The sequence below is a fragment of the Thiohalobacter sp. COW1 genome, assembly GCF_016629505.1.
Lineage (GTDB): Bacteria > Pseudomonadota > Gammaproteobacteria > Thiohalobacterales > Thiohalobacteraceae > Thiohalobacter > Thiohalobacter thiocyanaticus_A.
On sequence record NZ_AP024239.1, the window covers coordinates 888937 to 910484 of the forward strand.

The 21548-nt window shown below is 62.9% G+C and carries 22 protein-coding genes; 3 read left to right on the forward strand and 19 right to left on the reverse strand.

Annotation, left to right across the window (positions count from 1 at the left end):
* Positions 1-8: 8 nt before the first annotated feature.
* Positions 9-710: an HAD-IA family hydrolase gene (locus COW1_RS04170; RefSeq protein WP_096366328.1), complete on the reverse strand. Its 702-nt coding sequence runs from the start codon at positions 708-710 to the stop codon at positions 9-11.
* A 117-nt stretch (positions 711-827) separates the two neighbouring features.
* Positions 828-1808: a 23S rRNA pseudouridine(955/2504/2580) synthase RluC gene (gene rluC, locus COW1_RS04175; protein WP_096366327.1), complete on the reverse strand. Its 981-nt coding sequence runs from the start codon at positions 1806-1808 to the stop codon at positions 828-830.
* Positions 1809-2306: 498 nt separating this feature from the next.
* Between rluC and rne the strand changes: the two genes are divergently transcribed.
* Positions 2307-4880, forward strand: a complete 2574-nt coding sequence (gene rne / locus COW1_RS04180; RefSeq protein ID WP_201345519.1) for a ribonuclease E — start codon at positions 2307-2309, stop codon at positions 4878-4880.
* A gap of 223 nt (positions 4881-5103) precedes the next feature.
* On the opposite strand, the gene COW1_RS04185 is transcribed toward rne, so the two are convergent.
* Complete coding sequence (locus tag COW1_RS04185; RefSeq protein WP_201345520.1) at positions 5104-5595, reverse strand: low molecular weight protein-tyrosine-phosphatase; 492 nt, start codon at positions 5593-5595, stop codon at positions 5104-5106.
* A gap of 127 nt (positions 5596-5722) precedes the next feature.
* On the opposite strand from COW1_RS04185, the gene COW1_RS04190 reads away from it, so the two are divergent.
* Entirely contained in the window at positions 5723-6010 is a 288-nt protein-coding gene (locus COW1_RS04190) for a hypothetical protein (RefSeq protein ID WP_201345521.1), read from the forward strand.
* Between the two features lie 164 nt (positions 6011-6174).
* Here COW1_RS04190 and COW1_RS04195 read toward each other — a convergent pair whose 3' ends face one another.
* The 14 genes from COW1_RS04195 to COW1_RS04260 all read right to left on the reverse strand — a co-directional run bounded on the left by COW1_RS04195 (position 6175) and on the right by COW1_RS04260 (position 18867).
* Positions 6175-6612 (reverse strand): secondary thiamine-phosphate synthase enzyme YjbQ, encoded by a 438-nt coding sequence (locus tag COW1_RS04195; protein ID WP_201345522.1) that lies wholly within the window; start codon positions 6610-6612, stop codon positions 6175-6177.
* Positions 6613-6639: 27 nt separating this feature from the next.
* Positions 6640-7602 carry a sensor domain-containing diguanylate cyclase gene (locus tag COW1_RS04200; protein WP_242466490.1) on the reverse strand — a complete coding sequence of 321 codons (963 nt, stop codon included), beginning with the start codon at positions 7600-7602 and terminating at the stop codon, positions 6640-6642.
* Between the two features lie 58 nt (positions 7603-7660).
* A complete protein-coding gene (locus COW1_RS04205) occupies positions 7661-8053 on the reverse strand; it encodes a hypothetical protein (RefSeq protein WP_201345524.1) in 393 nt (130 codons plus the stop codon).
* Between the two features lie 307 nt (positions 8054-8360).
* Positions 8361-9089: a hypothetical protein gene (locus COW1_RS04210; protein ID WP_201345525.1), complete on the reverse strand. Its 729-nt coding sequence runs from the start codon at positions 9087-9089 to the stop codon at positions 8361-8363.
* Positions 9090-9562: 473 nt separating this feature from the next.
* Positions 9563-10399 carry a TerB family tellurite resistance protein gene (locus tag COW1_RS04215; RefSeq protein ID WP_201345526.1) on the reverse strand — a complete coding sequence of 279 codons (837 nt, stop codon included), beginning with the start codon at positions 10397-10399 and terminating at the stop codon, positions 9563-9565.
* A gap of 9 nt (positions 10400-10408) precedes the next feature.
* The gene (locus COW1_RS04220) at positions 10409-10882 is read right to left on the reverse strand and encodes a hypothetical protein (protein WP_201345527.1); all 474 of its coding nucleotides are present in this window, start codon (positions 10880-10882) and stop codon (positions 10409-10411) included.
* Between the two features lie 127 nt (positions 10883-11009).
* On the reverse strand, positions 11010-11408 hold the full coding sequence (locus COW1_RS04225; protein WP_242466491.1) for a DUF2442 domain-containing protein: 399 nt from the start codon (positions 11406-11408) through the stop codon (positions 11010-11012).
* Positions 11409-11445: 37 nt separating this feature from the next.
* Positions 11446-12207 (reverse strand): 3-deoxy-manno-octulosonate cytidylyltransferase, encoded by a 762-nt coding sequence (gene kdsB, locus COW1_RS04230; RefSeq protein ID WP_201345528.1) that lies wholly within the window; start codon positions 12205-12207, stop codon positions 11446-11448.
* On the reverse strand, positions 12204-12404 hold the full coding sequence (locus COW1_RS04235) for a Trm112 family protein (RefSeq protein WP_201345529.1): 201 nt from the start codon (positions 12402-12404) through the stop codon (positions 12204-12206). Before COW1_RS04235 ends, kdsB begins: the two co-directional genes overlap by 4 nt.
* A gap of 108 nt (positions 12405-12512) precedes the next feature.
* Positions 12513-13556: a tetraacyldisaccharide 4'-kinase gene (gene lpxK / locus COW1_RS04240; protein WP_201345530.1), complete on the reverse strand. Its 1044-nt coding sequence runs from the start codon at positions 13554-13556 to the stop codon at positions 12513-12515.
* Positions 13553-15307: a lipid A export permease/ATP-binding protein MsbA gene (msbA, locus tag COW1_RS04245; RefSeq protein WP_201345531.1), complete on the reverse strand. Its 1755-nt coding sequence runs from the start codon at positions 15305-15307 to the stop codon at positions 13553-13555. Before msbA ends, lpxK begins: the two co-directional genes overlap by 4 nt.
* Positions 15307-15729, reverse strand: a complete 423-nt coding sequence (locus COW1_RS04250; protein ID WP_096366314.1) for a biopolymer transporter ExbD — start codon at positions 15727-15729, stop codon at positions 15307-15309. Before COW1_RS04250 ends, msbA begins: the two co-directional genes overlap by 1 nt.
* Positions 15726-16361 (reverse strand): MotA/TolQ/ExbB proton channel family protein, encoded by a 636-nt coding sequence (locus COW1_RS04255; protein ID WP_172844281.1) that lies wholly within the window; start codon positions 16359-16361, stop codon positions 15726-15728. The genes COW1_RS04250 and COW1_RS04255 overlap by 4 nt, the downstream gene beginning before the upstream one ends.
* A gap of 172 nt (positions 16362-16533) precedes the next feature.
* Positions 16534-18867 (reverse strand): DNA internalization-related competence protein ComEC/Rec2, encoded by a 2334-nt coding sequence (locus COW1_RS04260; RefSeq protein WP_201345532.1) that lies wholly within the window; start codon positions 18865-18867, stop codon positions 16534-16536.
* A gap of 70 nt (positions 18868-18937) precedes the next feature.
* Between COW1_RS04260 and COW1_RS04265 the strand changes: the two genes are divergently transcribed.
* Entirely contained in the window at positions 18938-19462 is a 525-nt protein-coding gene (locus tag COW1_RS04265) for a DUF2062 domain-containing protein (protein ID WP_096366312.1), read from the forward strand.
* A 75-nt stretch (positions 19463-19537) separates the two neighbouring features.
* Here COW1_RS04265 and lolD read toward each other — a convergent pair whose 3' ends face one another.
* Positions 19538-20233: a lipoprotein-releasing ABC transporter ATP-binding protein LolD gene (gene lolD / locus COW1_RS04270; RefSeq protein ID WP_201345533.1), complete on the reverse strand. Its 696-nt coding sequence runs from the start codon at positions 20231-20233 to the stop codon at positions 19538-19540.
* A complete protein-coding gene (locus COW1_RS04275; RefSeq protein WP_201345534.1) occupies positions 20226-21473 on the reverse strand; it encodes a lipoprotein-releasing ABC transporter permease subunit in 1248 nt (415 codons plus the stop codon). Before COW1_RS04275 ends, lolD begins: the two co-directional genes overlap by 8 nt.
* Positions 21474-21548: the final 75 nt, after the last annotated feature.

Genomic DNA, 21548 nt, shown 5'->3' on the forward strand with positions numbered 1-21548 from the left:
GCCCTGTCCTATGCCGTCTGGTTGGCGGTCAGGGGCGGCGGTTGCTGCCGCAGTTCGGCCAGCCAGTCGTTGATATCGGTGAACTGTTCCAGGCACACCACCGGGGCATGGCGCTGCAGCCGTTCCCATTCATGTACCCCGTACGATACCGCAACCGGATGGGCTTTGGCATTGCGGGCCATGGCCAGGTCGTACTCGGTGTCGCCGATCATGGCGGTCTGTACGCTGGTGGCCCCGAGTTCCTGCATGATTTCATGCAGCATCTGCGGATGCGGTTTGGAGCGGGTCTCGTCGGCACAGCGGGTGGTGTGAAAAACCGTGTCCAGGCCGGTCATGGCCAGGGACCGGTCCAGCCCGGCGCGGCCCTTGCCGGTGGCCACCGCCAGCAGGAAGCCCTCCTCCTTGAGCAGCTGCAGGGTCTCGACCACGCCCGGGAACAGGGTGCTGGTCTCGAGCTGGCCCAGCCAGTGCTGGCGATAGCGGTCGGACAGCGCCTCCACCAGGGTCTCGCCATCATCGGGGTAGAGGCGGGTCACGGCCTCCTTCAGGCCCAGACCGATGATGTCGCGGATTTCCTCCGGACGGCGTTCCGGCAGCGCGAGGTCGGCGGCGGCAGCCTGCATGCAGCTGACGATCTGGGCCTCGGAATCCATCAGGGTCCCATCCCAGTCGAATACCAGGAGCTTCAGCTCATTAAGACAATTATCCATGATTCCCTGTGCTTGCGATGTTTTTATAAAGCAGATTATTAATTATGAAAATGCGGATCAGATATCTGATTCCTTCCCGGGGCGCGCATTCTACCCGGATCGCATGACAAATGCGCGTCAGGCTGTCCCGCGGTTCCCGTCGGGGCTCTGTTCAATGGGGTCGCTGTGCAGCCTTTCCAATACCCCGCGCAGGTCAGCGTCCAGCGGCGCACTGACCTGAACCCGCTCGCCCGTGGCCGGGTGGTCGAAGGCGATGAAGTGGGCGTGCAGGAACAGCCGGTTCAGGCCGCGCGCCTTCAGTACCCGGTTGAAGTCCGGATCTCCGTACTTGTCGTCGCCGGCCAGGGGATGGCCGAGGTGGGCGGCATGCACCCGGATCTGATGGGTGCGGCCGGTGTGCAGTACCGCCTCGACCAGGCTGGCGCCGGGCCAGGCCTCCACCAGAGTGAAATCGGTGCGTGCCGGCTTGCCGTCCTCCGCGACCTGGACCATGCGCTCGCCGCCGCGCAGCTGGTTGCGGCGCAGCGGCGCCTCCACCCGCTGGCGTCCTGCCGCCAGCCGCCCCCGGAGCAGGGCGAAGTAGCGCTTGTCCATGCGGTTCTCGCGCAGCTGTTCGTGCAGGGCCCGCAGAGCGCTGCGGCGCTTGGCCAGGATCAGGCAGCCGGAGGTCTCGCGGTCCAGCCGGTGCACCAGTTCCAGGAACTTCGCCTCCGGCCGGCTGCCGCGCAGGGCCTCGATCACGCCGAAGCTCAGACCGCTGCCGCCGTGCACCGCCATGCCGGCGGGCTTGTCCACGACCAGCAGGCGATCATCCTCATAGAGGATGCGGTCGGTCAGCAGCCGGCCGGGGGCGGGTCCGGGACCGGGCTTCTCCGCCGCCGTGCTCACGGGCGGAATCCGGACCCGGTCTCCCGCCGCCAGCCGGTAATCCGCGCGGATCCGGCCTTTGTTGACCCGGACCTCGCCCTTGCGCAGCAGCCGGTAGATGCGACTCTTCGGTACGCCTTTCAGTATGCGCAGCAGATAGTTATCGATGCGCTGACCGGCCTCCTCGGGGCCGATTTCCCGCACCTGAACCTGTGATTTGCCGGTATTCATGGGCGGCTATCATAGCAGCCGCGGGCACCCGTGCAGAATGGAAATATTTACGCTAACCAATTGATTTGAGGGGAAGCCGTTGATATAGTTGGGAGGTCGATTTGCCCGGTTGGCCGGCGACATCACGTCACGGCGGACCGGATTTGCAGGCGACTGCGCAGCACGCGCCGACAAGTTGTCAACAGCAAACAGGTCGCACGCATGCCGCAACGCCACCCCGGGCGATACAGCCCCTGCGGTCAAGTCTGGCCGCCCGCCGTTGTATCTCCCGGTCGTTGATACGAGCAATACGGTTTTATTTCACAATGAATTTGATTGTTCCCTGTTTCATGTCAAGCACGACCGGCCTCACGGACCGGACCCGGGCAGCACTGCTGGTGCTGCTGGGCCTGACTCCCTGGCTGCAGCCGCTGCTGGACCGCACCTGGACGGCGGCACCTGTGCGCCGCGCCGCGCGGTCGGACCTGAAACGGGTCGAGCAACGGCGAGAACAGACCTATGAAAAGAATGCTAGTCAATGCAACTCAGCCCGAAGAGTTGCGCGTGGCCATGGTCGATGGCCAGAAACTCTACGATCTCGACATCGAGGTCCCCTCCCGCGAGCAGAAAAAATCCAATATCTACAAGGGTAAGATCACCCGTGTAGAGCCCAGTCTGGAAGCGGCCTTCGTCGATTACGGCGCCGACCGCCACGGCTTTCTGCCGCTCAAGGAAATCGCCCGCAGCTACTTCTCCGAACAAGCCCTGTCCGGCGACGGCCGCCCCAGCATCAAGGATGCGGTCAGGGAAGGTCAGGAGCTGGTGGTGCAGGTGGAGAAGGAGGAGCGCGGCCAGAAGGGTGCGGCGCTGACCACCTTCATCAGCCTGGCCGGGCGCTACCTGGTACTGATGCCGAACAACCCGCGCGCCGGGGGCGTGTCGCGCCGCATCGAGGGCGACGACCGCAGCCAGGTGCGCGACATCATGTCCGAGCTGAACATCCCCGACGGCATGGGCCTGATCGTGCGCACCGCCGGCGTGGGCCGCTCCACCGAGGAGTTGCAGTGGGACCTGGACTACCTGCTCCAGCTCTGGAGTGCGATCGAGGGCGCCGCCAACGAGGGCCAGGCCCCGTTCCTGATCTATCAGGAGAGCAACGTCATCATCCGGGCCCTGCGCGACTACCTGCGCTCGGACATCGGCGAGATCATGATCGACGACGCCCAGGTGTTTCAGCGGGCGCGCGAGTTCATGGAACTCGTCATGCCGCACAACCTGCACAAGCTCAAGCGCTACGACGATCCGGTGCCGCTGTTCTCGCGCTACCAGATCGAGAGCCAGATCGAGTCGGCCTTCCAGCGTGACGTCACCCTGCCCTCGGGCGGCTCCATCGTCATCGACCACACCGAGGCGCTGCTGTCCATCGACATCAACTCGGCGCGCGCCACCAAGGGCAGCGACATCGAGGAGACCGCGCTCAACACCAACCTGGAGGCGGCCGACGAGGTCGCCCGCCAGCTGCGCATCCGCGACCTGGGCGGGCTGATCGTCATCGACTTCATCGACATGTCCGCGGCCAAGCATCAGCGCGAGGTGGAGAACCGCCTCAAGGAAGCGCTGAAGATGGACCGCGCCCGGGTCCAGGTCGGACGCATCTCGCGCTTCGGCCTGCTGGAGATGTCGCGCCAGCGCCTGCGGCCCTCGCTGGGCGAGTCCAGCCAGATCGTCTGCCCGCGCTGCAACGGCCACGGCACGGTGCGCGGGGTGGAATCCCTGGCCCTGTCGGTGCTGCGCATCGTCGAGGAAAACGCCATGAAGGAGAAGACCGCGCGCGTGGTGGCGCTGGTGCCGGTCGAGGTGGCGACCTTCCTGCTCAACGAGAAGCGCAAGTCGCTGTACGAGATCGAGCAGCGCTACAAGGTCAACGTCATGCTCATCCCCACCCCGTCGCTGGAGACGCCGAACTACGAGGTCCGACGCGTGCGCACCGACGAGGTCAAGGGCGAGCAGGCCGTGTCCAGCTTCGAATTGATCCCGGAAGAAAGCCTGGAAGTTGCCGAGACCGGCGGCGAGACCGTGACCCGCCGGGCGGAAGAGCCGGCCGTGAAGATGCTGGTGCCCTCCTCCCCGGTGCCGCCGCCCGCTGCTGAGGCCCCGGCCCGCCCGGCGGCCGGCGGTGGTCAGCCCGGTCTGCTCAAGCGGTTGTGGTCGAACCTGTTCGGCACCCCGGAACCCGCCGAGGAGACCGAGGCGCAGGAGAAACCGCGCAAGGGCGCCGGTGACGGCGGCAAGGGACGTCAGGACAGCCGCGGCGGCCGCAACGGCGGCGGTCGCAGCCGAAGCGCCGGCGGCCGCAGTGGCGGTGGGCGTAACAAGCCCAAACGCCAGCCGCAGGAAGCCGGCGGCGAGAAGCCGGCCCAGGACAAGAGCAAGGGCAAGCCCAGGAGCGAAGAACCGCGGGCCGAAGCCAAGCCGGAAGCGAAGCCCGAAGCCAAAAGCGAGGCCAAACCCCAGGCCGAGGGCGGTGCCGAGTCGGGCCAGGCCCGGGAGTCCCGCGGCAGTCGTGGCGGCCGGCGCGGCCGGCGCGGCGGCAGCGGTCGACGCCGTTCGAGCAGCAACCGCCAGCGTGGTGAGAGCGGCCAGCAGCAGGCCCAGGGCGACGGCCAGTCCGAGGACAAGGACAACCGCGCATCAGCCCCGGCTGCTGGCGGCAAGGGCGGCGACGATCAGTCCAGGCAGGATGCCGGCGGCCAGAATCAGGGTCAGGGCGGCGGCGGTCAGGTCGTGGAGATGAAGTCATCCCAGGAGCGGCCGCCGGCGGAAAAGGCCGACAAGCCCGCCCGGGGTGAAGGCTCCGGCAGTGACACCGCAGCCCCGCCCGTCGCCCAGGACAAGCCCGCCCCGAAGCCGGAACAGCCTGCTGCAGCGAAGGCGGAACAACCGGTCCCGAAACCGGAACAGCCCGCAGCCAAGCCGGAGCAGCAGTCCGCGCCCAAGCCGGAGCAGCCGGCCCAGGCTCCGAAGGCCGACAGGCCCGCGGGCGATGCCCCGGCGTCGAACGACCCGGCCAAGGTGGTGGGCAACAAGGAATAGCAGTTGCAGAGTCGTAGGATGGGTGGAGCGAAGCGCAACCCATCATCGCCCGGTATGACACGATGATGGGTTACGGCGCCACGCGCCTTCACCCATCCTACAGCTTGTGCTCGATGCGGATGTGTTCGAGTACTGTAGGTCGGATTAGCGAAGCGTAACCCACAGGCCTGGCACGGCTCATATCGGGTTACGCCCTGACGGGCTAACCCGACCTACCTGATTGCTAGAGCTTGTGCTCGATGCGGATGTGTTCGAGCAGCCCCTGCGAGGCCGCCTCGATCAGGTCCAGCACCCGCTCGAAGCCCTGCCTGCCGCCATAGTAGGGATCCGGCACATCCGTGTCCTGCAGTTCCCGGGCAAATTCCAGAAACAGCTTCAGGCGCTGTTCGTAATCCGGCAGCACCAGTTCCTGCAGATCGGCATAGTTGCTGCGATCCATGGCCAGCACATAGTCGAATTCGATGAAGTCCTCGACCTGCACCTTGCGCGCACGCTGCGCGGACAGGTCATAACCGCGTTTGCTGGCGGCCTCCTGGGCGCGTGTATCCGGCGGTTCACCCACATGATAGGCATGGGTCCCGGCGGAATGGATCTCGATCCGGTGCCCCAGACCGGCCTCCTCGACCACCTTCTCGAATACGCCCTGCGCCGTGGGCGAGCGGCAGATGTTGCCCATGCACACGAACAACACCCGCACCTTGTTCTGATCACTCATACCTGTCGTCTCATTCCGTTACTGCTGTAAATCCAGATTCGCATATTCTAAAACAATAACTTACCCTCGGGAAGGCAGGCCGCACCGGGCAGTTGCATCGGCGGAAAGAATGGCTGAATATCCGGGAATGAACAGTGAATCCGAGCACGAATCGAACGACGACCTGCAGCGCCTGCGCAACGCCATTGGCCAGGTGGTGCAGGTGCAGGACCGCGCCTGCCGCATCATGGAAGTGCTGGAGGATGAAGCCTGTGTCGTGGTCGAATGCCTGGGCATGGACAAGACCATCCAGGCCAACCAGTTCGGCGACGCCACCCGCCGCGTCGCCCAGACCCGCACCATCCCCCTCTACGACCGCGAGCGCAACCCGAACCCGGACATCGAGTTGCTGTTCGAGGCGCTGCAGGAGAAGTAAGACACCCCGCCTACCCCGTCATTGCGTCCTTATATCCTTGTCATTGCGAGGAACGAAGTGACGCGGCAATCTCCAAACAGCTGAGTCTGCCGTGTGAGATTGCCACGCTCCGTTTATGCCCTCTGGGTACTCGCAATGACGGTAGAATTTTACCTGATGTCGCCTCACTCCCCCACCACCTGCACCGCCACCGTCCGCTCCCGCGGTCCATCCAGCTCTACCAGCAGCACAGACTGATACTGCCCCAGCACCAGCCGCCCCTCACTCACCGGCACCACCTCCGAACTGCCCAGCAGCATCGCCACCAGATGCGAATGCGCATTCTCCGGCTCGTCCGGCGGACAGTCCCGCAGCTGGATATCGTTATGCAGGTATTCATCCCCCGGCGGGACCAGGCGGGTGAAGAAGGCCTTCACATCCTCCAGCAGCCGCGCCTCGTTCTCGTTGATGGTCAGGGCGGTGGTGGTGTGCCGGGAGGTGACGGTGACAAAGCCGTTGCCGATGCCGCTGTCGGCCAGGCAGTCGCGGATCTGCGGTGTGACATCGTGCAGGGAGATTCCGGCGGAGGTGGACAGCTGCAGTTGGAAGTATTTGCTATGCAAACTTCACATCCGGTCGCGTTGATCGTTTCATTTGGCGCCGTCAATTACACCAAGCCTGGCGGCGGCCTCATCGCCGGGCGGAGCGCTGCATTCGACCCGGTTACGCCCGCGCTGTTTGGCAAGATAGAGCATCCTGTCCGCCGCCTCCAGAATCATCGACGGATCCGTGTCGGCCGCCGGCACCAGGGTGCTGACGCCCGCACTGATCGTCACAATGCCGTTCTCGACCGGGATCTGCTTGTCCTCAACGGCCTGCCGGCAGCGTTCCGCGATCGCCCGGGCCGCGTGCGCATCGGTATCGGGCAATAACAGCACGAACTCCTCACCGCCGTAACGGGCCAGCAGGTCCGTGGAGCGTGACGATACCCCCTCCAGAAGGCTTGCGACGGTCTTCAGGCAGTCATCGCCCGTGACATGACCGTGGCAGTCGTTGTATGCCTTGAAATGGTCGATATCCAGGACGATCAGCGACAGGGGCTCCTGATGCCGCTGCGCGCGGGCCCACTCCGCTGCCATGGTCTGATCGTACATCCGCCGGTTGGCGACGCCGGTCAGCGCATCATTGAACGAAAGCGACTCCAGCTGCTTGTTCAGCCTGACCAGCACGTCTTCCATCCGTTTGCGCTCGGAAATGTCGAAGATGAAGCCGACCAGGGCGGTGGTGACGCCGTTCTCGCGGATGACATGCACCACGTCGCGCACCCACACATAGCCGCCGTCGGCCGTCAGGGCGCGGTAATCGGCCTCATGATCGATGCCATGCTCGGACTGGGAGACGCACAGGTTCGCGGTCTCCTCGCGGTCTTCCGGATGAATCCGATCGATCCAGTCCTGCGCGGTGGCCCAGCTGTCCTGAGTCCAGCCCAGCAACTTCTCGATCTGGGGCCCGATGTACTCGAACTCCTTGGTCTGCCAGTTGATCTTCCAGGGGATGGCCTTGGTCGACTCCAATAAGGTCTTGTACAGGCTGTCAGGATCATTTCCGTTCATGGTCATCAAAATATCTTTTTTCAGGAATTCCGGGATATGAAGGGCGCTGCCCCATTATTCACTTAGATCGCGGGATTATGCCCGATTGAATAAACTTGCGATAGTTTGTGCAGTGCTTCTCGCGACCAGTCTGCGTGGTATATGAATTGTATTCCTCGTCCGCCCGCGTCCAATCGGTGCATGCTCTTTCCAGCTTCACCCCTGTAGCGCTCCGTTTTCTTTCTTCCTGCGTCTGGCGTTGATGACGAAGCTTGCGCTGGTGCCATTCTTGTGCTGCACCCTTCATTTCGTCATTGAGTGAAGACATTGCCTGCGCCGTTTGATATTCAACCCACTTCAGCTCGATCCAGTCCGATGCCAGGTTGCCAATGACTACTGCTATCAGAATGATCACAAATAGCAAAAGATAATTGACGCTACCGCCCTCCCTTCTAATCTGCTTCGGCACCATCTGTTTCCTGTTGTGTAAATATACAGACCTTGAAGAGGGGTTGGGTTTTAATGGGTGTTCACCATCTTCAGCATAAAATATGTATTACCCGTTAACAACGGGGTGAGGTCTTGCAATCAAGCATTCGCGTGTTGCAATACAAGACCTGACCCTGCTACGTGAAAAGGGTACTGATCCCATTATTTACCCCATTATTTCGCATTATTTATGGCTATAGGGTTAACGTATCGTATCGACCAGAACACCGGCAGTTAACGCAACATTCAGCTGCCATCGGATTTAGTTCGATGCATCTTGTATGATCGTTTTAGAAATTGTTGAGAAGAATGTACTCTATCTCTGTATTTGTTGCATTAATTACTTTCAAGCGAAGCCCTTTAAATCCAATTATGTTTGACTCATTTAAATCATATTGAACATCTTGGCTAAAAGCCGGCCTGATGGTGTCGTTTGAAAATTCTCTATATATAAATTTTAAATTATTACCGACCCTTCCATTATAAATGAGCTCTTGTATGAAATTATCTTGGTACTGCACAGCTTTCTCACCCTTATTTAAATATTGAAAATCTTGCTTTAATGGGAAGCTTGCCATTGAGTTTACTAAAATATAACTACCATCGTTGCGTGAGCATATATCCCCAACAAAGGTCCGGCCTTGACAGTTCCAGTTTGTAGTGCCATCTGCAAGAGTTACCTGGTAATTTACAGGCCCATAGCAATCAGCATTGCTATTGTCCTTATAATATATTCCCCTCTTAAAATAAGAGCCAGGCATAACTGTTAATGCGCAGGTCATAATGGATGATTCATTTTCTTCTTTATTAAATTGAATTGGCTGTGTCACTTGCAGAGCAGGGCCTGTAGTTTTTGTGCCTTTGGCAACAAGGCGATCACCCAAGCCTTTTATGACCGAGACACCTTTCTCTGGGTAATTTACTTTCTGACTATGTGTATAGTTCCCCATTTTGATTGGGCTTGATGCGCAACCGCCTAAAATTGATACAATTGCAATTAAAGCTAATAATCTTATCATGTCACTTCCTAAGTCTTTTGAAAGGGAATATGCAACGTTTAAGGAGTTAGTTCCCATTTCTGTATGAAAAGGGTGCCGACCCCTTTATTAAAGGCCATCCATCAGAGTTTAGAATAAAAGGGTACTGACCCCTTTATTTTTTTATTTTTGTAGTTACGCTACTGCTACTAACGCTACTAACGGGGTCAGGTCTTACTAACGGGGTCAGGTCTTGCAATCAAGCATTCGCGTGTTGCAATGCAAGACCTGACCCCGCCACGTTTGATTTCAGAAGAATTCATCGCGGCATATTATCTGGAAATGAGTATTGACCCGAATGGCGCTTACTTAAGCTTCTTTGGATGCCCATGTTTCCGACGGATTCCGGGGACAGTATACTCAATCCATACACTCTCATGATGGCCAGGGATGGCCTATGGCTATAAATAAATATACTGTCCCCGGATTCCCGGATTCTATGTACCCGTTAATATTTAATGATCCGGACGTGCTCGATGGAATTTTTTGGTGCCAAGCTTTTCGAGGATTGATTTTATCCTCGATTTAAATTTTAGTTTATTAACTTCCTTGAAGACTCGCTCAATACGCTCAATCGCCATATCCTCCCTTTCATCAAGCCTCCCATCTGCCTCGATCACTTCCCTGAGAAGATGCAAAATTTCTTTTGACATATCATCGTAACTGCAATCAGGATTTTCCTTCTTGTATTCCGCCAGACTGCTCGCGAGCTCTGCTATAGAAAATTCAGATATATTGGATTCAATGAATAAAAGCCCCTCATTGACAAACTCTTCGTTATACCCCCAATCATTAATAAAACTGTTAGTTATCGATATTTTCTCTGACTCGTCAATTTCACCATCAATGATTGCCACTCTCAGGGCCAAAGGCGCGATAAGGTCAAATAAGGCAAGCGCCAGAACGTCCATCGGTGTATTAATGAATTGAGGAATGACTGTGACGCGACTGCTGGTATTGTTCTTTACATACCGACTGATTCCCACCCAGGCGCCGCCTGTAAACAATCCCGCCGCAACAACCCATCCGATGGGAGTCGCCGCCGCTCCAACCCCTAAAGCAGAAAGAAACCAGCTTGGTGCAAAAAAAGTTGATGCCACGGCTGATGATTGCGCAATGGCTGCACCTGTAGATGCCGCACCAAGTGCATCCCAGATTTCTATCACCTTGTTCTTTACCCTGAGTGACGCGTAAGCGTTCTCACCGATAGAAAGCCTTGCCTTGAATTTTAGCGGTTCATCAATGATTGTATCTATACCATGGAACCATTGATTATTATCTTTTTGCTCCACGACGATTCCCTACGCACGCAGAGGAGTGAATTTGCCATTAATCTCCGAGATTTTTCTTGCTAATGCCTTGTCCTTCAAATCCTCCATCAATCCGCCAAACAGGCCGAACGCCATTAAAATCGGTGCCACTAAAGGCCCCAGCACAACACCGAGAAGCGGAATTGACGAGACCAGAAAGCCCGCAATAGCGCCAAATACCATGCCGAATGATGTGTTCGGAAATTCGTCCAATATCCTGCATACATAGTCTATGATTTTTCTTCCTATCTTAACGATGTACTCGCCAGCCTTTATCGTGGCGCTTGAAAATGCATAGAGCAACGATTTTGCATCTGCCGATATATCCAGGTTATCGATTTGTTTCTTAATATCAGTATCTGCTTTTCTAAATGTCGACATTGATTCAATATATTCACGGTCGATTTCGTCAGAATCTACTTTGTATGTCTCACCCGTTTCCTGATTTACTCCCACTGCTATCATCCCTTCCCCTCCTTTACTTCTTCTTTGGTATAAGTCATCAATTTAATTCATGCACTGATTTGATTACGCTTCATCAAGCCTGCGATATCCGGGATATCTGGGGTCAGAGTATATTTCTCGATTCGATTCATGTTTGGCCAAAGTTTTGTTTATGCTCTACTGGCTTCAATCCTGAAATCAGTGTCTCTGGCGCAATATCCTGCTCATGCGGCCAAGTGACCGCCCCTAGCACGATGCCGACTCTGGAAAAATACTCCTTATCCCTGAGTTCTCTGAACACTCCATGATCCAGATACGGCTTGAGGTCGAATATGTCCTTGCGACCGTCCTCCAACTCGACATAAATCTGGTAGTCGTCCAGTGGGCGTACTTTTGTGACATCCCAATGCATGATTACCTCACAATGGATCGATCTTGTAAGGCATCTCTCCTGTCGGAGATACTGGATCCCCGCCTGCGCGGGGATGACGGCGTTTTTGGTGTTGCAGCCAATAATCGCGACCGCGTGTAAAGGGGTTTCACTCACTCCAACTCGGTTTTCGCCACTGATTCAACGCCGGCGTTCACTCCGCTGCCAGCAGTCCCGCTACCCGTTCCAGATCAGCCTGCGTATCCACCCCATGCCCCGGCGTCTCCGGCGCATCAGCGACATGGATACGTACACCGTGCCACAGCGCCCGCAGCTGTTCCAGCATCTCGCTGTTCTCGATGGGCGCGGGTTCCAGCTGGCGGTAGTGCTGCAGGAAGCCGGCGCGGTAGGAGTACATGCCGATGTGGCGCAGGTGGGGCACGCCCTCGGGCAGGGTCCTGCTGCCGGTGGCGAACTCGTCGCGGTCCCAGGGGATGGGGGCGCGGCTGAAGTACAGGGCGTAGCCGCGGCGGTCGCGCACCACTTTCACGATATGGGGGTCGAAGAAGTCCTCGGCGCAGTCGATGGGGGCGCACAGGGTGGCGATGTCGGCGCCGGTGTGGGCCTCGAGATCGTCGGCGACGGTGCGGATCAGGATGGGGGGCATGAGCGGTTCGTCGCCCTGGAGATTGACGACGATGGTGTCGGCGGGCCAGTCGCGGACCTCGGCGACTTCGGCGATGCGGTCGGTGCCGGAAGGATGGTCGGCGGCGGTCATGGCGACGCCGGCGCCGAAGGCTTCGGCGGCTTCGCGGATGCGGTCGTCGTCGGTGGCGACGATGACCTCCCCTGCCCCGCTTTCGCAGGCGCGGCGGTAGACGTGTTCGAGCATGGGGCGCCCGGCGATCTCCAGCAGCGGCTTGCCCGGAAGGCGGCTGGAGGCGTAGCGCGCCGGGATGACGACCTTGAAGCTCATGCCGTCTTGGGGCCTTCGGGGACCTCTTCTTCCGGGCCGAGTTCGCGGGCCTCGTCGGCAAGCAGGACCGGGATGTCGTCGCGGATGGGATAGGCCAGGCGGTCTCCGCGGCAGATGAGTTCCTGTTCGGCCTTGAGGTAGACCAGGGGGGCCTTGCACAGGGGGCAGACGAGGATGTCGAGGAGTTTTTTGTCCATGGGTGTGTCCGGGGGTGGTTATTGCGTGGGGATAGTGTAACGCATTCAGGGGGTTCGTCTAAGGCGTTCTGATGGTTGTATAGAGCGCGGTTGTGTTGCCTCTCAACGTCATCCCGGCGTAGGCCGGGATCCAGATACCGCTGTGGTCACTGGATCCCCGCCTTCGCGGGGATGACGGGACTGAGGGAGCAGACGCTGCAGGCGGGTTTCCAGGCGCGGGTCGAGTTCGGCCTGGATGGGCAGGTACCAGAGGTTGTCCCGGGCCAGGCGTTCGCATTTGACGGCGTCCTTTTCGGTCATGACGACGGGGGTGTGGGCGTCGGCGAAGTCGAAGTCGGTCTCGCTGTAGGCGTGATGATCGCGGAAGCTGCGTTGTTTGCGGCAGTTCAGGCCCTGGCGTTCCAGCAGGCGGTAGAAGCGCTCGGGGTGGCCGATGCCGGCGACTGCATCTACTTGCCGGCCGCGGAGTTGGTCGGGATCGAGACGCTGCTCGTGGTCGTGCACATTGATCAGTTGCCCTGCGACATAGTGCATGCCGAACTCGCCGCGGCCGGGGGTGCCGTGGCAGACGATCAGATTCACTTCCTGCAGCCGCGAGCGGGGTTCGCGCAGCGGGCCGGCGGGCAGGCACAGGCCGTTGCCGTAGCGGCGGTCGCCGTCGACCACGGCGATCTCGATGTCGCGGGCCAGGGCATAGTGTTGCAGACCGTCGTCGCTGATCAGGATGTCGCAGTCGCTGTGCTGCAGCAGCGCGCGGGCGGCGGCGACGCGGTCCGGGCCGACGGCCATGGGACAGCCGGTGCGCCGGGCCAGCAGCACGGGTTCGTCACCGACCGTGCGCGGGTCGCTGTCGGGGCGCACCTGCTGCGGCCAGTGGCGGGCCCTGCCGCCGTAGCCGCGGGCGATGATGCCGGGCCGGTAGCCCTGCTCACGCAGCCGGGCGGCGAGCCAGGCGATCAGCGGGGTCTTGCCGGTGCCGCCGGCGGTGATATTGCCGACCACGATTACCGGCACGCCCATCCGGTGTACGCGCCGCAGGCCCAGGCGGTAGGCCTGGCGGCGCAGCCATACCGCCGCGCAGTACAGCAGCGCCAGCGGGGTCAGCGCCAGCGCCAGGGGATGGCCTTCGTACCAGAGGCGGTTCCAGATCATGCGGGGGGAATGCCGCGGTCACTGAACTGCAGCCGGTACAGGCTGGCGTAGTGCCCCTCGCGCGCCAGCAGTTCCGCGTGGCGGCCGGCCTCCACCACCCGCCCCTGGTCCAGCACCAGGATGCAGTCGGCCCGCTCCACCGTGGACAGGCGATGGGCGATGACCAGGGTGGTGCGGCCCTGCATCAGCCGTTCCAGCGCGGCCTGGATGGCGCGTTCGGATTCACTGTCCAGGGCCGAGGTGGCCTCGTCCAGGATCAGGATCGGCGCGTCCTTGAGCAGGGCGCGGGCGATGGCGATGCGCTGGCGCTGGCCGCCGGAGAGCAGCAGGCCGTGTTCGCCCACCGGGGTGTCCAGGCCCTGCGGCAGTTCGCGGATGAAGTCCATGGCGCTGGCCAGTTCGGCGGCGCGTTCAATGGCCGCGCGCGGCGCGTCCTGGCACTGGCCGTAGGCGATGTTGCGGGCGACGGTGTCGTTGAACAGCACCACCTCCTGGCCGACCAGGGCGATCTGGCGGCGCAGGTCGGCCAGGCGGTAGTCGTGCAGGTCCACGCCGTCGAGGCGGATGCGGCCGGACTCGGGTTCGTAGAAGCGCGGGATCAGATTGGCGAGCGTTGATTTGCCGCTGCCCGAGCGGCCGACCACGGCCACGGTCTGGCCGGGTTCGATGGTGAAGCTCACGCCGTCCAGCACCGGCGGCTGGTCGGCATCGTAGCGAAAGCGCACGTCCTCGAATGCCAGCCGCCCCTGCGCCCGGCGGCAGGCATGGGTGCCGGTGTCCGCCTCGGGTTCGGCATCGAGCAGGCCGAACAGGCTGGAGGCGGCGGCGATGCCGCGCTGCAGGCTGGCGTTGACGCTGGCCAGGCGCTTGAGCGGCGGCATCAGCAGCATCATGGCGGTGATGAAGGAGACGAAGTCGCCGGCGCTGATCGTACCCGCGGCCGGGTGCCGGGTGGCCAGCCAGATCACCAGGGCGAAGGTGATCGCGCCCAGCAGTTGCACCAGCTGCACGCTGAGCGTGCTGGTGGCGATCATCTTCATCTGCAGGGAGCGGTTCTTCCTGTTCACGGCATCGAAGGCGGCGATTTCCGTGGCCTCGCCGCCGAAGGCCTTGACCACCCGCTGGCCGGCCACGGCCTCCTCGGCCAGGTGGGTGACATCGCCCATGGAGTTCTGGATGCGGCGGTTCACCTCACGCAGGCGGCGGCTGACGCTGCGGATGAGCACGGCCATCACCGGGCCGATGATGACGAACAGCAGCGCCAGCCAGCCGTTGATGAGAAACATCCAGCCGAGCAGAAACAGCACGGTGAAGCTGTCGCGGATGAGGATGGTGACGGCGTTGGTGCTGGCCTGGGCGACCTGCTCGACGTGATAGATCAGCCGCGCGACCAGATCGCCGGTGGTGCTGCGGTCGTAGAAGGCCACGGGCAGGCGCACCAGCTTGCGGAACAGCTCGCCGCGCAAGGTCTCGATCACCCGGCGGCCGATCCAGTTCATGCCATAGTTGGCGGCGAAGCCGGTCAGACCGCGGAACACGAACAGCAGGATCAGCAGCAGCGGCACCAGCCGTATCATGTCCGGATCGCGGGCAACGAAGCCCTCGTCCAGCATGGGCTTCATCAGGGCGGCGAACATGGCGTCGGTGGAGCCGTAGACCGCCATCACCAGACTGGCGAGCAGGAACGGCTTCCAGTAGGGCCGGACATAGGCCAGCAGCCGCCGGTAGTCGGCCCAGGCCGAAGCCGCCATCACTGCCCGGCGTCGGTCTGCACGGTGGCCAGCGACACCTGCCTGATCTCGAGCTGGCGGGCGATGTCCATGAGCGTCACGGCGTACTGCAGGGCGCTGTCGCTGTCGGCGCGGATGATCATGGGCAGATCGCGCTTGTCGCCGAGCAGTTCCTCGATGGCGCGCTTGATGGTCTCGGGCTTGTTGTTCACCACCTGCTGATCGTTGATGTAGATATCGCCGCTGCCCTTGATGGTGACCTCCAGCCGCTCGGGCGGGGCCTCGGCCGCCTCGGTGCTGGCCTCGGGCAGATCCACCTTGAGCTGGGCCTCGCGCTCGAAGGTGGTCGAGATCATGAAGAAGATCAGCAGCAGGAAGACGACGTCGATCAGCGGCGTGAGATTGACATCGGGCTCGGCCCGCTCGCGGGTGCGCAGCTTCATGCCGCTTCCCCGCCTTCGATGTCGGCCTCGCGCTCGCCCTGCATCACCTCGACCAGCTTCATGGATTCCTCCTCCATGCGCACCACCAGCATGTCGACCTTGCCGCGGAAGTAGCGATAGAACATCAGGCTGGGGATGGCCACGGTCAGGCCGGCGGCGGTGGTGATCAACGCCTCGGAGATGCCGCCGGCGAGCACGCCGGGATCGCCCACACCCTGGGTGGTGATGACCGAGAACACCTTGATCATGCCGATCACGGTGCCGAGCAGGCCCAGCAGCGGGGTGATGGCGGCGATGGTGCCCAGGCTGTTGAGGTAGCGCTCCAGTTCCAGGGCGGCGTGGCGGCCGGTGTCCTGGATTGCCTCCAGCATGACGTCGCGGTCATGGTGGCGGTTGACCAGCCCGGCGGCCAGCACCCGGCCCATGGGTGAGCCGGTGCGCAGGGAATGGATATGGACATTGTCCAGCTGCTGGTCGCGGATCCAGGTCCAGACCTGGGCGACCAGATGCCGCGGTACCACCCGGCGCATGCGCAGCATCCACAGACGTTCGCCGATGATCGCCAGGGCGATGACCGAACAGGCGATGATGGGCAGCATCAGCCAGCCGCCGGCTTTGACCAGTTCCAGCACGTGGCATCCCTCGCAAGGTTTCCGTAAACCCGTCGTATGATACGGGTTCGGGCCTGCTCATGCATCACTCTTGCCCCCTCCCCCCGGCCCCCTCCCGCTGAGGGGAGAAGGAAACCAATGCTGTCTCGCTCGGCCGTCTCCGAGACCTCCCCTTTTCCCTGGTGGGAGAGGGTCAGGGTGAGGGGGCTGGAGCACAACCCGGATCCGGCCGATGCCACAGGCGACGGGCGCGTTCGCGGTAACCCGGCGGCGCCGGTACCTCGCCCGCCGCGTCCAGATGCAGCTGCAGCGCGCCGCTGCAGCCGCTGATCGGCTGGCGTGCGCCCACTGCCGCATAGCGCGCGGTGACGTCGGGATGCGGAAAGCCGTACCGATTGCCGCGCCCGGCCGGATGGATCACCAGACCCGGCGCCACGCTCCGGACCAGAGCCGGCGTCGACGAGGTGCGGCTGCCGTGGTGCGGACTCACCAGCACCTCGGCCCGCAGGCTGGCAGCGTGCCGGCGCAGCAGCGCATATTCCGCTCCGGCCTCGATATCGCCCGGCAGCAGTAGTCGGGCGCCGGCCGCCGACTCGACCAGCAGCACGCAGGAGGCATCGTTGCGGTCGCTGCCGGCGTCGGCCGGATGCAGCAGGCGGAAGTCCACGCCATCCCAGTTCCAGGCCTGGCCGTCGCGGCAGGGCCTGGCCCGCGGGGCCGGCGCGGGCGGATCGCTGTAGAGTATCCGCACCGGATCGAAGGCGGCGATCAGCGCGGGCGCACCGCCGCTGTGATCGTTGTCGCCATGACTGACGATGAGGGCGTCGACATCCGTACGCCCCACCGTGCGCAGGAAGGGCGCGACCACGGCGGCACCGGTGTCCAGTCCGGAGGTGAAGCGGGGGCCGGTGTCGTAGACCAGCGTGTGGCTGCGGGTACGCACCACGACGGCCAGGCCCTGACCCACGTCCAGCACGTCCACCCAGGCCGTGCCCAGCGGCGGCCGCGGGGTCGGATACAGCAGCAGCGGCAGGAACAACAGCAGCAATGCCCACCGGTGCCGGGGCTGCCCGCGCCAGAGCAGCAGACCGAGAATGCCGGCCAGGGCGGCGACCACTGCCCACATTGGCCGGGCCAGATGCAGGTCGGCCAGCGGCAGGGCCGCCAGCCGGACCAGCAGCCATTCCAGGCCGCTGTAGGCCAGCCCGGCCAGATCCCACAGGGCCTCGCCCAGCCCGGGCGCCAGCGCGAACAACGCGACACCGAGCAGGGTCAGGGGCACCACCAGCAGACTGACCCAGGGAATGGCGATCAGGTTGGCCAGCGGGGAGAGCCAGGCGACGGTATGGAAGTTGAGGACGGTCAGCGGCATCAGCCCGAGACTGAGCAGCAGCTGGGCCTGGACCAGGCGCCGGAAACGCCCTGCGGGAGTGGCGGCCGGCCCGGCCTGGCGCAGGCACAGATGGAACAGCACCAGCAGCAGCACCGCCCCGAACGACAGCCAGAACCCGCTGCCCAGCACCGCCAGCGGGTCGTGCAGCAGCACCAGGATCAGGGCCAGCCCGAGGGTATTCAGCGGATGCAGCTGACGCTGCAGCCAGAGGGCGGCACAGACCAGCCAGACCATGATCAGCGCCCGCTGGGTGGGGATGGAGAAACCGGCCAGGGCGGCATAGCCCAGGGCCCCGCTCATGGCCGCCAGGGTTGCGGCCCGGGGCGCGGCCAGCCGCCTCACCAGCGCCGGACTGGCCGCCCAGAGCAGCCGGACCAGGCCGAAGCAGAGCCCGGCGACCAGCCCCACGTGCAGCCCCGAAATGGCCATCAGGTGACTGGTGCCGGTCAGCCGGTACAGTTCCCACTGCGCATCCGTCAGCCCGTGGCGGGCGCCCAGCGCCAGCGCCAGGACCACCGCCCCGCCCGGACGCGACCGCATCCGTTCCTCCAGGGCCGCGTGGACACCCTGACGCCAGGCCACCGGCCGGTACCAGGCCGGTCCGCCCAGGCGTTCGCCGGCCTGATCCCGCACATAGCCGGTGGCGCCGATGCGCTGGCGGAACAGCCAGGCCTCGTAATCGAAGCCGCCGGGGTTGCGGAAACTCCAGGGGGCCTTCAGCCGCACCCGCAGTCGCCAGCGTTCCCCCACCCGCGGCAGTTGCTGCGGGTCGTACCAGCTCAAGCGCAGGCGCCGCGGGAACGCTATAGGGAGAGGCGCGTCTTCGCGTCCCTCGACGCGGAAGGGAAACCGCAGCACCCGCGGCCCGCGGGCCGGGATGTCATCGATCGTGCCGACCAGGATGATATCTTCGCCTTCGAGCGCCGGCGGCAGCTGGGACTGCAGTTGCACCGCTGCCTGCCACCAGAAGCCGGCCAGGCCGGCCAGGACGGCGGCCAGCTGGAACCGGCGTCGCACCAGGCTGAACAGCAGGAGTGCGCCGAGCGCCCAGCCCCACACCGGGTCGGGCAGACGGCTGAAGCACAGGGGCAGGCACAGGGTGCCGCCGAGAAAGGCGATGGCGTAGCGATACATGTTCGTCCCTGAACACGTTGCAAGGAATTATTGATGCGGCCGGCCTCCCTGCCGGTCGGGTGCAGAGGACATGCCCAGACACCTGATAAGAAAATATCTGCCGGACGCGGTCAAGCTGCGCGATCATCCGCAGCTGCGCCGCTTCGGCCACCGGCTGCATGACCCGAACCTGTGGCACCTGAACCGGCGCTCGATCTCGGGCGGCGTGGCGCTGGGCCTGTTCTGCGCCCTGCTGCCGATCCCCGGCCAGCTGCTGCTCGGTCCCCTGCTGGCGATCTGGCTGCGGGTCAATCTGCCGGCAACGGTGGTGCTGATCTTCACCACCAATCCGCTGACCATGCCGCCGGTATTCTATTCCACCTATCGGCTGGGTACCTGGCTGCTGGGCGAGCCGCCGGTGAAACTGGATTTCACCCTGACCTGGGACGCCCTGCACACCCTGGGCAGTGTGTGGCAACCGCTGCTGCTCGGCAGCCTGATCGCCGGCGTGCTGGCGGCGGCCCTGGGCTATGTCTGCGTGCGCTTGTTGTGGCGCCTGTATGTCATTCGCCGCTATCGGCGCAAAAAGATGCCGGTGCCGAGGGAACTCTCGTAGGATGGGTGAAGGCGCGGTGCGCCGCAACCCATCGTTTCACCGCGTCATGATGGGTTGCGCTGCGCTCCACCCATCCTACTCTCCCTCGTAACTGATCTTCCCGTCGACCAGTTCCACCACCCGGTCCATGCGCGCGGCCAGCGACGGGTCATGAGTGACGATCACGAAGCTGATGTCGAATTCCTGGTTCAGTTCCAGCATCAGGCTGTAGACCTCCTCGGCGGTGGCCCGGTCCAGGTTCCCGGTCGGCTCGTCGGCCAGCACGCAGCGCGGCCGCGTGACCAGCGCCCGGGCCAGCGCCGCGCGCTGACGCTCGCCGCCGGACAGTTCGCCCGGCTTGTGCCGCAGCCGCCCGCCCAGCCCGACCTGGGTCAGCAGCCGGGCGGCCTGGTCGCGCGCACTGTGTACCGGCTCGCCGCGGATCAACAGCGGCATGGCGACATTCTCCAGCGCACTGAACTCCGGCAGCAGATGATGGAACTGGTAGACGAAACCCAGCGCCCGGTTGCGCAGCAGGCCGCGGTCGCGGTCGCTCAGCGTGTTGATCAGCCGGCCGTCGACCCGGATCTCGCCGGCGCTGGGGATATCCAGTCCGCCGAGCAGATGCAGCAGCGTGCTCTTGCCACTGCCCGAGGCGCCGACCACCGCCAGGCGTTCCCCCGGCGCCACCGTGAGATCCACCCCGCGCAGCACTTCCACCCGGTACTGCCCCTGGATGAAGGTATTGCCCAGATTGCGGCACTCGACCACCGGCATGCCTGCGTCATTCATAGCGCAATGCCTCCGCCGGCTGGGTGCGCGAGGCCCGCCAGGCCGGATACAGGGTGGCGAGCAGGCTCAGCACGAAGGCCACTGAACTGATGCGCCAGACGTCGTTCCAGTTCAGATCCGAGGGCAGGTTGCTGATGTAGTAGACATCGGCCGGCAGGAACTCGACCTGGAACAGGCGCTCGATGGCCGGCACCAGGGTCTCCACGTTCAATGCCAGGGCGATGCCGCCGGCCATGCCCAGCAGGGTGCCGAAGATGCCGATGACCAGTCCCTGAATGGTGAACACCGCCATCACCGAGGCCGGGGTCGCGCCCAGGGTGCGCAGGATGGCGATGTCGGCCTGCTTGTCCGTGACCACCATCACCAGGGTGGAGACGATATTGAACGCCGCCACCGCGACGATCAGGGCCAGGATCACGAACATGACCCGCTTCTCGGTCTGGATGGCGCGGAAGAAGTTGTAATGTTCGCGGGTCCAGTCGGACAGCCGGTAGCGTACCGGCAGTTCCTGGCTCAACTCGGCGACCACCCGCTTGACCTCGAACAGGTCGCGCAGCTGCAGCCGAAGCCCGCTGGCCTGGCCGTCGAGTCGGAACAGCCTCGCCGCATCCTGCATATGCACCAGGGCCACGCCGCGGTCGTATTCGTACATGCCCACCTCGAACAGGCCGACCACGGTGAAACGGCGCAGCCGCGGCAGCGCCCCGGCGACGGTGACGGTGGCCTGCGGACTGATGACGGTGACACGATCGCCCACCTGCACCCCCAGGCTGTAGGCCAGCTCGCTGCCCAGCACGATGCCGTACTCGCCGGCCCGCAGATCCCCGAGCCGGCCCAGCTTCATGTGTTCGCCCACGTCCGAGACCGCCCCCTCCCGGTCCGGGAGGATGCCGCGCAGCATGGCCCCGCTGACCCGCTCGTTCAACGCCAGCATGGCCTCGCCGCGAACAAAGGGCGCGGCGCCGATCACCTCGGGATGCTGCGTCACCTGACGCGCAATGCCTTCCCAGTCGTCGATGCCGCCGCCGGCGGTGCTGATGGTGGCGTGCGAGGCCATGCCCAGGATGCGGGTGCGCAATTCGTTCTCGAAGCCGTTCATCACCGACAGCACCGTGATCAGCGCGGTTACGCCCAGCGCGATGCCGAGGATGGAAACCAGCGAGATGAAGGAGATGAAGTGGTTGCGACGCTTGGCGCGGGTATAGCGCAGCCCGATGAAGATTTCGTAGGGGCGAAACATGCGCGGATTAAACCACACTTCCGTGTGATTGCGAATCGCGCGGGTGTTCAGGGCAGCGGACGGTCCCGCAGTTGC